The sequence below is a fragment of the Microcoleus sp. S13C4 genome (genome assembly GCF_036700865.1).
GTDB lineage: Bacteria > Cyanobacteriota > Cyanobacteriia > Cyanobacteriales > Microcoleaceae > Microcoleus.
Genome location: NZ_JAUBPS010000005.1, coordinates 100,815 through 113,045 on the forward strand (window position 1 = coordinate 100,815; position 12,231 = coordinate 113,045).

At 46.5% G+C, this 12,231-nt stretch carries 8 protein-coding genes; 7 read left to right on the plus strand and 1 reads right to left on the minus strand.

Annotation, left to right across the window (positions count from 1 at the left end; all coding sequences use genetic code 11):
* The first annotated feature begins 125 nt into the window (after nt 1-125).
* The 7 genes from ribBA (at nt 126) to QT996_RS04205 (ending at nt 11,515) form a co-directional block, all read left to right on the plus strand.
* Entirely contained in the window at nt 126-1,841 is a 1,716-nt protein-coding gene (gene ribBA, locus QT996_RS04175; protein WP_333044754.1) for a bifunctional 3,4-dihydroxy-2-butanone-4-phosphate synthase/GTP cyclohydrolase II, read from the plus strand.
* A 262-nt stretch (nt 1,842-2,103) separates the two neighbouring features.
* Nucleotides 2,104-2,559: an HAD domain-containing protein gene (locus QT996_RS04180; RefSeq protein ID WP_333044756.1), complete on the plus strand. Its 456-nt coding sequence runs from the start codon at nt 2,104-2,106 to the stop codon at nt 2,557-2,559.
* A gap of 48 nt (nt 2,560-2,607) precedes the next feature.
* On the plus strand, nt 2,608-4,047 hold the full coding sequence (locus QT996_RS04185; RefSeq protein ID WP_333044757.1) for a pentapeptide repeat-containing protein: 1,440 nt from the start codon (nt 2,608-2,610) through the stop codon (nt 4,045-4,047).
* A 98-nt stretch (nt 4,048-4,145) separates the two neighbouring features.
* Nucleotides 4,146-5,879 (plus strand): ATP-binding protein, encoded by a 1,734-nt coding sequence (locus tag QT996_RS04190; RefSeq protein ID WP_333044759.1) that lies wholly within the window; start codon nt 4,146-4,148, stop codon nt 5,877-5,879.
* A gap of 875 nt (nt 5,880-6,754) precedes the next feature.
* Nucleotides 6,755-7,759, plus strand: coding sequence for an RNA polymerase sigma factor, RpoD/SigA family (locus QT996_RS04195; RefSeq protein WP_333044760.1), 1,005 nt, complete (start codon nt 6,755-6,757; stop codon nt 7,757-7,759).
* Between the two features lie 532 nt (nt 7,760-8,291).
* Complete coding sequence (locus tag QT996_RS04200; RefSeq protein ID WP_333044761.1) at nt 8,292-8,789, plus strand: hypothetical protein; 498 nt, start codon at nt 8,292-8,294, stop codon at nt 8,787-8,789.
* Nucleotides 8,790-8,977: 188 nt separating this feature from the next.
* Nucleotides 8,978-11,515 (plus strand): CHASE4 domain-containing protein, encoded by a 2,538-nt coding sequence (locus QT996_RS04205; RefSeq protein ID WP_333044762.1) that lies wholly within the window; start codon nt 8,978-8,980, stop codon nt 11,513-11,515.
* Nucleotides 11,516-11,564: 49 nt separating this feature from the next.
* Here QT996_RS04205 and cobO read toward each other — a convergent pair whose 3' ends face one another.
* A complete protein-coding gene (gene cobO / locus QT996_RS04210; RefSeq protein WP_333044764.1) occupies nt 11,565-12,191 on the minus strand; it encodes a cob(I)yrinic acid a,c-diamide adenosyltransferase in 627 nt (208 codons plus the stop codon).
* Nucleotides 12,192-12,231 lie beyond the last annotated feature (40 nt).

Below are 12,231 nucleotides of genomic sequence, written 5' to 3' on the forward strand. Positions count from 1 at the left end.
TAAGTGAGTTTAGAAATATTGTCAAACTCATCTGGACTGGGGAATCGCCCTGTCGGAAACAAAAGGTTACAATCACAAATACATTCTATTTCCATAACAATACAGTTTATAGCTTGAACTCCTCAGTGCCAAATAACAACACCTCAACTCAATCCTTTCAATTTGACTCAATTGACAGCGCCCTGGTAGACCTCAAAGCAGGTCGCATGGTGGTAGTAGTCGATGACGAAAATCGCGAAAACGAAGGCGACGTGATTTGTGCCGCCCAATTCGCCACCCCCGACAACATCAATTTCATGGCCGTGAACGCGCGGGGTTTGATTTGTCTAGCATTGAGTGGCGAAAGGCTCGATCGCCTGGAATTGCCCCTGATGGTCAGCAAAAACACTGACAACAACCAAACTGCCTTCACCGTCAGCATCGATGCAGTCAACGGTGTCAGTACCGGCATCTCGGCCGAAGACCGGGCGCGCACCATCCAAGTCGCCATCCACCCGGACACCAAACCTCAAGACTTGCGCCGTCCCGGTCACATTTTTCCCCTGCGGGCGATCGATGGTGGCGTCCTCAAACGCGCCGGTCACACCGAGGCCTCGGTTGACCTCGCCAGACTCGCTGGCCTGTATCCCAGCGGCGTGATCTGCGAAATTCAAAACCCCGACGGTTCGATGGCGAGGTTGCCCGAATTAATCGAGTACGCCAAAACCCACAACCTCAAAATAATCAGTATTGCTGACTTAATTAGCTACCGACTGAAGCACGATCGATTCGTCCGCCGCGAAACAGTCGCCAAATTGCCCACTCAATTCGGCGAGTTTATGATTTACGCCTACCGCGACACTCAAGACAATTCAGAACACGTCGCCGTTGTCAAGGGCGACCCGGCAGAATTTAAAGACAAACCCGTGATGGTGCGGGTGCATTCCGAATGCCTGACCGGCGATGCTTTGGGTTCTCTGCGCTGCGACTGCCGGATGCAACTGCAAGCGGCACTGAAAATGATCGAAAATGTCGGTTCTGGCGTCATTGTTTACTTGCGCCAAGAAGGTCGGGGGATTGGATTGGTAAATAAACTAAAAGCTTACTCGCTGCAAGATTTGGGATTCGATACCGTAGAAGCCAACGAACGGTTGGGCTTTCCCGCCGACTTGCGGAACTACGGCGTCGGAGCACAAATGCTCAACGATTTGGGAGTAAAAAAAATTCGGTTGATTACCAACAACCCGCGCAAAATTGCGGGTTTGAAAGGTTACGGAATTGAAGTAGCCGATCGCGTCCCTTTACTAATTGAAGCCACAGATTACAACTCGATCTATCTGGCAACAAAAGCCGAAAAACTCGGTCATATGCTACTGCAAACTTATTTAGTAACAGTGGCGATTCAGTGGAACGAAACGAAGGAAGAAGCTAGAAGCCAGAAAGCAGAAGGAAAAGAGGAAGATTCTGCCATTCAAAATCGGTACGAACACCTCGAAAAGCTGCGGCATTTGGCGGCTAGCCAGCATTTGCTGTTGCAAGAAGAAGCGCGGCCGGTGGGAATAGCCCTTTTCGGAGAAGGCTCCCTCATCGTTCACCTCGGCTTCGATCAAGCCGGACTCGCAGCCCCCGACTGGTACTCGGATGTAAACCATCCTTACGTCAAGGCGATCGGCAAAATTTTGGGTGAAATCAGCACTGAGCCGAATTTGCAAACATTAGAATTCATGGTTTCCTCCGGTGGAGACCCGCTCAAAACCCTGCAAGTTCAGCTCGATCGCGAGACATTCCCTTTGTCGGAATTAACCGGAATTTGCGATCGGCTCGAACCTCAAAAAATCTACAGTTTTGCTCCTCTTCCCTGAAGGCAGAAGGTAGAAGCCAACCCCCCCTACCCCAGCAGGGGGGAAGGCCGAAGCTAAGAAAAACTGTGGATTTAAGAACAATACTTGTTGATACCAGCATCTTCCTTTCATCAGAAAGCAGCCACCAATAAAAACAGTGAATAACAATGTTGATTTCAGTCTAACAAGTCGATGTAGCGAACAATTGAGAGAGCATCGTAGATGCACATTTATATTAAGCAGTATTAATAGTCATTAAATTATTCACTAGGAATTTTAGTTAATGTTAATTTTTTTAGACATTGATGGTGTACTTATTCCTGACAGAAGGCATGAAACATCGAGCTTGCAAACAGATATAATGAAATTTAATTCAGATTGCCTTAATCACTTTGAAAAGGTCCTTCGTTCCTATCCTGATGCGCGAGTACTAATTTCATCTTCCTGGCGTGAAATATTCCCCTTCGAGGTAATCCAGGCATTATTTTCACCAGATATCGCTATCCGTATTATCGGATTCACCCCTTTTCTCAACCCCAAAAATATTCATCAACACAAATATTTACGACACCAGGAAGTTCTTGAGTATCTTCGACAAAATCAAGCCGAAAACTCACCTTGGGTAGCAATTGACGATATTCCCGAACACTATCCGCCAGATGTGCCAGTTGTGGCTATTGATGATTACAATGGTTTTGACCAGAACTCAGCAAAGGTACTTTCAGAATATCTAACTTGATTTCAAAGGTTAGGAAAAAAGTATCGGAATAGAGAGGGTAAATTTGACATGGAAATGAACGTTGGTGACTTTCTGCACCGACTCGACCTCAGGGGACAAGCACTTAAAGGCACCAACCTCGGCGGTGCGGAACTCCGGGGAGCCAACCTCAGAGGCACGGATCTCCGAGAAACTAACCTCAGCGGCGCTATGCTCAGGTATGCAGACCTGATTGAAGCCGACCTCAGCGGCGCTAATCTCAGCGGGGCGGATTTAGCTGAATCATTTCTTAATTTAGCTAACCTCACTAGAGCTGATTTGACTGGTGCTGTCCTCCGAGAAGCTAATCTCGTAGGAGCCGAATTCACGGGCGCCAACCTCCAAGAAGCAAGTTTGATCAAGGCTAATTTAGTAGGAGCAAATCTCCACGAAGCCAACTTAACTAGAGCCAACCTTAGCGGGGCGGATTTGCGCGGTTCTCAGTTGAGCGGCGCCATTTTAGACAAGGCTGTATACAACAACCGCACTATCTTCCCCGAAGATATTGATCCGGGTGCAATGGGAGCATTTTTGCTAGCTCCCAATGCTTCGTTCCCTGGCTTAAATCTGGCTATGGTAGATTTGACCGAAGCCGATTTAAAAGGAGCCGATTTGCGGCGGACAAACTTATACAAAGCTATTTTATTTGGCGCAAAACTCGATCGGGCAAACTTAGCAGGAGCCAACCTCAGTGCAGCGGACTTGAGGGAAGCTAGTTTGAGCGGCACGATTTTGGAGAAAGCTGTTTACAGCAGCAAAACATTGTTTTCAGAAGGCATTGACCCCGCTCTGGGCGGAGCTTATTTAATTGCTCCCAATGTATCGCTACAAGGGGTAAACTTAACCGGAGCCGACTTAAACGGGTCAGATTTAAGCGGAGCTAATTTGAGCGGTTCTAACTTAAGTTCGGTTAATCTCAAAAATGTAGACCTCAGCAGAGCTAGCTTAAAAAAAGCTTACCTCAAAGGTGCAAACTTGGAGCAAACAGATTTGAGAGGAGCCGATTTAAGCGGCGCAATTTTACACCAAGTAAACTTGAGTTCTGCTGACCTCCGGGGTGTAGACTTAACAAGGGCTGACCTCAGCGGCGCTAATTTAAGCGATGCCGATTTGAGGGAGACAGATTTCACGGGAGCTACTTTGCTGTTCGCTAACTTGAGCGGGGCCGACTTGAGAGGTGTAGACTTGACAAAAGCTAACCTCAGTGGCGCTAAGTTAACCGAAGCTGACCTCCGAAAAGCAGATTTGATGAGAGTAAATTTGGAGGGAGCAGATTTAACTGAGGCAGACTTGAGCGATGCTCATTTATTCCGAGTTAATCTCAGAGGTGCTAACCTGAAGGGTACTAACCTCAAAGGCGCAAGTTTAAAAGGGGTATTTTTGACAGATGCTTATTTGAGCGAAACCGATTTGGCCGATATACATCTGAGTCCGAGTTTTTTTGAATTGCCACTAGAATCGGAATGGTAATTAGTTGACTGTTAACAATCGAAAATCTAAAATAAAAAATCGCCCATCGAAAATTGCTCGATTATTAACAATCTAAAATCTAAAATCTAAAACCTAAAATGGATCGACCGTTAGGCTCTGTTATTCAAGGCTCCCTGAGCAAGGGATTAGAAGTGCGACTGCACGCCGACGTTTCGGTGGAAGATATGAGGGTGGGGAAATTTCTAGTAGTGCGGGGGGTGCGATCGCACTTTTTCTGTATGCTCACCGACGTGTCTCTCGGAACTTCCAGCGCTCGCATTTTATCGAATCCTCCCAATCCCAACGACGATTTTCTGCTCGCAGTGCTAGCCGGTAGCAGCACCTACGGTACGATCGAACTGTCGCCAATGTTGATGTTGACTGCTGAGAGAGAAAAACAGCAGGCAATTTTCGATCCGACGAAAAACGGCGGAGTCCGCGAGAACAAGTTGGCTTTAGGAAATTTGGCTTCTTTTGAGTCACAAACCGGTGCGGATATTGAGTTGCTGCCGGTCAAAACTATTCCCAGCCACTTTTCCCAGGTGTTTGATGCCAAAGAAACCGATTTTCGGGCAGTTTTTGGCTGGGAAGATGACCCGTACCGCCGCAATTTTGCGATCGGCAAACCGATTGACATGGACGTTGCTGTGTGCTTGGATTTAGACCGATTTGTGGAACGCAGCAACGGGGTTTTTGGGAAGTCGGGAACAGGAAAATCTTTTCTGACGCGCTTGCTATTGTCGGGAATTATTCGCAAGCAAGCTGCTGTTAATTTAATTTTTGATATGCACTCGGAGTACGGGTGGGAAGCTGTTTCGGAAGGGAAACAGTTCAGCACTGTTAAAGGTTTGCGGCAGTTGTTTCCCGATAAAATTCAGATTTATACCCTCGATCCAGAATCGACCAAACGCCGGGGAGTCCGCGACGCTCAAGAGTTGTTTTTGAGTTTCGATCAAATTGAAGTGGAAGATATCGCGCTGGTGCAGCGCGAGTTGAATTTGTCGGAAGCTAGTATCGAAAATGCGATTATTTTGCGAAATGAGTTGGGAAGTGGTTGGATCAACAAGTTGCTGGAAATGACCAACGAAGATATCCAAATGTTTTGCGAAGAAAAGCGTGGAAATAAGTCTTCGATTATGGCTTTGCAGCGCAAGTTAGAGCGATTAAACGATTTGAAGTATATTCGCAAACGCTGTCCGAAAAATTATGTAACTGAAGTTTTGCAGTGTTTGGACGGTGGCAAAAATGTGGTAATTGAGTTTGGTTCCCACTCGGATTTGCTGTCGTATATGTTGGCGGCAAACGTGATTACTCGCCGCATTCACCAAGCTTATGTACGGAAAGCAGAGAAGTTTTTGCAGAGCAAAAATCCGTGCGATCGCCCGCAGCCGTTGGTGATTACCATTGAGGAAGCTCACCGCTTTCTCGATCCGGCGATCGTGCGATCGACTATTTTCGGTACGATCGCCCGAGAAATGCGAAAATACTTTGTCACCCTGCTAATTGTAGACCAGCGTCCCTCCGGCATCGACGCAGAAGTCATGTCGCAAGTCGGAACGCGCATTACTGCTTTGCTAAACGATGATAAAGACATTGATGCTATTTTTACCGGCGTTTCGGGAGGGCAGAGTTTGCGTTCAGTTTTGGCAAAACTCGACTCCAAACAGCAAGCATTAGTTTTGGGGCACGCCGTACCCATGCCCGTAGTGGTGCAAACTCGCCCCTACGACGAGCAATTCTACAGAGAAATCGGGGATATTGACTGGCAAGAAATGCCCGACGAACAAGTATTTGCCGAGGCAGAATCTGCTAAAATGGATTTGGGATTTTAGATTGAGAACTTCTAGATTTATTACAGAACTTAGGCAAATGTCACTCTAAAGTAGTCTTTGCGAACAATTGGCCGCTGGCAATGACAGGAGTATCTGATTTTTGCCTCAGTTATAAACGAAAAAGTGCGATCGAACGTCAAAAAAATTAGCCCCCACCTTTCAGTCAGAACCTTTTCCCCTTTCACCCCCTCACCCCTCATCCCTAAGTGCCCAAAATTTGCATAAGCTTAAACATGATGGAGATGATGGAGCCTCGCAGCACAATGAAAGTCAAACAGGGCAACAGCCAGCCTTTATACACCTTGTCGTTACTCGTAGCAGAATTGGATTAGCATATTTAAATAAAAATGTCAATAAATATTTTAAACAATTACTCGCATCTAATACGGCGATCGAGTTCGGTTATCTCGCATCCCACCATCTAGGCAGCGAGAAAATTTCAAGCGATGATGGAACAGAGAGCAAAACAAAGCCCTCGAATTGCATGAGTCTGTTTGCATGAGTATTGTGAAGTTGAGTGGCAGTTAAAACTAACAGGGAATTCAAAACCTTAAGGAAAAATGTAGAATCTTGACCTTAAGACAGAGGTTTTTACCCTTTACGATCCTCAAAATTGGGAATAATATTGAGAAAACTAAACTCTTGCTTCACTTCGCCTTGAACTAGCCGTTAAAGCTAGCGAGCTACCGAAAATCGACGGGGATTACTGGAAAATCCAGCACAAAAGTAATCCCAAACAAAAAGCTTCTACCGATCGTCACCGATAAACAGGAGGGGAAACATCCCCTTTGTCGCAGTCTTTATCCCACTTGCAAAAGTGGGACAGGGTATCACCAACTTTTTATCTGTTGTTACAAGGAGTGCAATACTCACCCATGTCCACCACAACCCCCAAAAACAAAACAGTGAAAGCCGATCGCATGGGCAGCCGGCCATACTCCTCAACGGATACGGTTCGTACCTATCTGCACGAGATCGGTCGCGTACCCCTGCTAACCCGAGAAGAAGAAATTGTTTTCGGGAAGCAGGTGCAGCAAATGATGAAATTAATCGAAGCAAAACAAGCACTTGCTAAAGAATGGCAGCGGGATCTGACGAATCAAGAGTGGGCTGCCGAAATGGAGTTGACCGAAGCTGAACTTAGCCGGATCTTACAAATAGGGCGGCGGGCCAAGCAAAAGATGATTGAAGCCAATTTGCGGCTAGTAGTGGCGATCGCCAAAAAATACCAAAAACGCAATATGGAATTCTTGGATTTAATTCAAGAAGGCACCCTTGGTTTAGAACGAGGAGTCGAAAAATTTGACCCGATGCGGGGATACAAATTTTCTACTTATGCCTACTGGTGGATTCGGCAAGCAATTACCCGCGCGATCGCCCAACACGCCCGCACAATTCGATTGCCAATTCACATCACCGAAAAACTCAACAAAATCAAAAAAGTGCAGCGGGAACTTACCCAGCAGTTGGGCCGATCTCCCTCCCCCGGGGAAATTGCCGCAGCCTTGGAACTGCACCCTTCCCAAATTCGGGAATACCTGCTGATGGCAAGACATCCAGTTTCTTTGGACTTGCGGGTAGGAGACAACCAAGATACCGAACTGCAAGAACTCTTAGAAGACGAAACTGCATCTCCAGACAACTACATTACCTCGGAATTGCTGCGGCAAGACCTGGATACTTTGATATCAGAACTGACCCCCCAGCAGCGAGATGTGATAATTCTGCGCTTCGGCTTGGAAGACGGCACAGAAATGTCTCTGGCGAAAGTGGGAGAACGCCTCAATCTCAGCAGGGAACGGGTGCGGCAGCTAGAACATCAAGCCCTCGCCCACCTGCGGCGCCGCCAATCTCAAGTCCGAGAATACTTGGCTAGTTAGTCACTAAAAAAGTTGAGATTTTGGGAAATCTCAACTTTTTTTACGTCTTGGCGCGGCTGGGAAGGATAGTTTTGTACCAGTTGAAAAAAAGAATGTAACTGTAGGCCCGTGATTCAACTCCTTAAAGAATAGGTCAATCGATTTTAGATTTTAGATTTTAGATTAAAGAATTGAAGCATTGACCCCACGGATAAATTCGGGGGGCAAGTTTCATCGGATACAGGTTTTTTATTTCTACACGGATGAATCCGGGGGCTTGTATCCTGGATGATTTCGCTCCTTCCCAATTCTGCAATTCTTTAATCTAAAATTTAAAATCTAAAATGGTATTATTTGAGAGGTCGATCGCACTTTCGGGGCGGTCGCAAAATTTGTCAAAACTAATTTTAGATTTAAGTTCAGGAACCGGGCGGGCGATTATTCCTTCAAGTTAATAGCCAACGTTAAGCCAGATACCCGGTTTCTCTACGAGCTTTGTGAAACTGGTACAAGAGGCGCTTGGAACCAGCTATTTTAAATTTTGGGGTCTGGAGTGGTTTTGACTTATTTGATATTGACAGGAAGTTTAGAAGCGATCGCGATCGTGCTTGCTATTTTGCCCGGTAACTTCAGCATCGCATTTCCCGCACGCTGGGCACACGACTCGGACATCAAATCCGGCGTTTTAAGCTCGCAATCTCCGCCCAATCCTGGGCAAGATACAGCTAGCACAGGTTTAGCAGATGGCATTTACCTCTACGGCCAGTCGAGCAAGCCCGAGGAAATTAAACAAGAATATTTTGTATTTGAAATGCGACAGAGTAAGGTAGTCGGCGCTTTTTACCTGCCTCGGTCTGCTTTTTACTGTTTTTACGGCACAAGCGATCGAACTCAGTTAAATTTAACAGTAGTGGACAGTTACGACGGCAGCCGCTCTCCCTACTCGGTAAACCTGGAACAGTATTACCCAATTTCCACCATCAGCGAGAACGATCGGCGCATCTTGGGTATTTGCAAAGAATCTCACAAACAGCAGGTGTGGGAAAAGTAGGAAACACGCGCTCTGCCACCAGTCAATCGATTTTAGATTTTAGATTTTAGATTTTAGAATTGAAGAAAGCAACCCCACTGATACATTGGGGGCCCCCGGATCAAATTGCTTTCGGTCAGGGTTCAGGAAACAGTAGTAAAATTGCTCCTGAGTTGAGAATTTCGGATGGACACCACACACATGGCAAGATGAAACTGCGTTGGAAAACACTATCGATCGTTGGCATTACCATCGCTGGGCTGACTGGCATTCTGTATGTCGCCTCCTCAAGCATCCTCTTGGGCAGCCTGATCAAAGCAGAGGAACAAGAAGCCACACAGGTTGTCAGGGGAGTGCTAAGCGTGTTCGGGCAAACTGCAGATGACTTCAACTCGCGCTTTGCCGACTGGTCGTCCTGGGACGACACCTACACCTTCATCCAAAACCGCAACTCAAAATTCATTGCCTCCAATTTAATTCCAGAAGGGCTGGCTAATATAAGAGTTAATATAGCCATTTTTGTCAATACTTCTGGCAAAATAGTTTACAGTACGGGTTTCGACAGCCAAAAGGTGAAACTAACGCCTGTTCCAGAAGCATTAAAACGGCGCATTTCTCTCAATGACCCGCTGTTGCAGCACCCCAACGCCAAAAGCAGCCTCGCTGGTATCCTGCTGCTACCGTCAGGGCCAATACTGATTACTTCCCGCCCCATTCTCACGACTAAAAGCACCGGCCCGATCCGAGGTACTCTGATATTCGGGCGCAATTTGGATGCTGCGAGCATTGCGAAGGTTTCTAAAATTACTCGCTTGCCACTCATTGTACACAGCGTTAATGAGGCTCAGTTGCCTGCAGACTTTCAGAAAGCGCGGGAGAAACTGTCGGAAAAAAAACCGATTTTTGTGCGTCCTTTAAGCGAAGAGTCGATCGCGGGTTACGCTCTGATCCGCGATATTTATAATCAACCGGCGCTGCTATTGCGGGTGGATATCCCCAGAGAAATATACCGGCAAGGTCACATTAGTTTGCTGTACCTGCTGGTGTCTGTAGCGTTAGCCGGAGTTGGGTTTGTCGGCTGCACTCTGCTGCTGCTAGAGCGTCTGGTGCTGTCTCGCTTGAGCGGTTTGGCGAAAGCAGTGAACCACGTCAGCCGCAGCCAAGACCTCTCGGTGCGACTACCGGTGACGGGCGAAGACGAGTTGTCCGACCTTGCCCATACTATCAATGGAATGCTGAGTGCGATCGCGATCGCCGAAAGCGAACAACTTGAGGAAAAAGCCCGCTACCGAGCCGTCGTGGAGCAAGCTACAGATTGTATATTCCTGTGGGACGCTCAAACCAAACGCCTTTTGGAAGCCAATACAGCGTTTAGAGACCTGCTCGATTACAGTCATGATGCGATTTCGCAACTAACTATTTACGATATCATCGCTTACTCTAAAGACCTAATTGACAACAATATCGAGTTGCTGCTGACGGACAAACAATTCAGAATTGGCGAAGTTCTCTATCGCCGCCGAGACGGTTCCTGCGTGGACGTGGAAGTGAGCGGGAGCGTGATTTCCTACGGCGGCCGCGAAATTATTTGCACGGTTGTCCGCGACATTACCGAGCGCAAGCAAGCCGAAGCCGAACTGCGAGCCTCGGAAGAACGCTACAGACTTTTGTTTAAAAATAACCCCCATCCAATGTGGGTTTACGATTTAGAAACTCTGGAATTTATAGCCGTCAATGAGGCTGCTATCCACCACTACGGCTACACTCGCGACGAATTTCTCAACATGACCGTTGCGGACATTCGTCCCCCCCAAGAGGTGCCGAGATTGCTAGAAAATATCTCCCAAGTAGATGTCGGTATTGAGTTTGCAGGTGTGTGGCAGCACCAGAAAAAAGACGGAACAATTATTGATGTAGAAATTACTTCTTATGCCATGATCTTTGATAGTAGAAATGCTGAATTAGTGCTGGCTCACGACGTGACGGACCGTTTGCAAGCCGAGGCCGAACTCTACAAGGCAAAGGAAGCCGCAGAAGCAGCTAGTTTGGCTAAAAGTCAGTTTTTAGCTAACATGAGCCACGAACTGCGAACTCCTCTGAATGCGATTATCGGTTACAGCGAGATTCTGCAAGAAGAGGCTTTAGATTTGGGTGAAGAAGATTTTGTGTCGGATTTGGAGAGAATTCACAATTCAGGCCAGCTTTTACTTTCCTTAATTAATGATATTCTGGACTTGTCGAAGATTGAAGCCGGTCACGCGGAACTGGAATTAGAAACTTTTGACGTGTCCGAGGCAGTTCAAGATGTAGCCAGAACTGTGGAACCGCTATTTTTGCCAAACACTAATCGCCTGAAGGTGGAGTGTCCTAATAATATTGGCGAATTGTATTCCGATCAAATTAAGTTTACTCAAATTTTGTTTAATTTGCTCAGTAATGCAGCTAAGTTTACTCATAAAGGAACAGTTACACTCAGCGTTGAAAGAATAAAAAATGACGAGAATAGTGGGAATTCGGAACAGTTAATTATTAAGTGTACTGATACGGGGATTGGGATTACTCCTGAACAGCTACAAAAGTTATTTCAACCTTTTACGCAAGCTGATGCTTCGACTACCCGCAAGTACGGAGGTACGGGTTTGGGCTTGGCAATAGCGCAGAAATACTCTCAGATGCTGGGGGGAGAAATTACTGTGAGTAGTGAGTTTGGCAAGGGGTCAACTTTTACTCTGATGTTGCCAGCATAGCTCTTTTTTAAATTTGAGAGGGGCGCCCAAGTCTTGACTACAAACAACATTAATAATCAATACCTGCTTGAGCTTTAATGCCTTGTTCTCGAAATGGATGCTTAACTAAAGTCATTTCTGTCACCAAATCTGCCCGTTCAATTAGCGCTGGCGGGGCGCCTCTGCCTGTTAAAATAATGTGGGTTTCTTCGGGTTTTTGGTCTAACCCGGAAAGCACTTGCTCGACTTGCAAATAACCTAGTTTTAATGCTATATTGACCTCATCTAGAAGAACTAATTTAAATTGGGGATTGCAGATAAAAGTTAGGGATTTTTCCCAGGCTTTTTGAGCTGTTTCGATATCTCGATCGCGGTCTTGTGTGTCCCAGGTAAAGCCTTCCCCCATTGCGTGAAATTCTAACTGTTTTTCCCAGAGTTGAAAAACGGCTTTTTCTGCGGGTTCCCAAGCTCCCTTAATAAATTGTACTATAGCGACGCGGTATCCGTGACCGAGCGATCGCACAACCATTCCCAAAGCGGCCGTGGTTTTGCCTTTACCGTTACCCGTATTGACTATAATTAAACCTTTGTCTGTGGCAGCGTTGGCAATGCGCTGCGCCTGTACTTCTTGACGGCGCTGCATTTTCTGTTTGTGCTGTTCGGCAGTTAAGCCAGTGGTTTCTGTAGTGGTTTCCATTAGATTTTTTTTAACCGCAGATGAATGCAAATAAACGCTG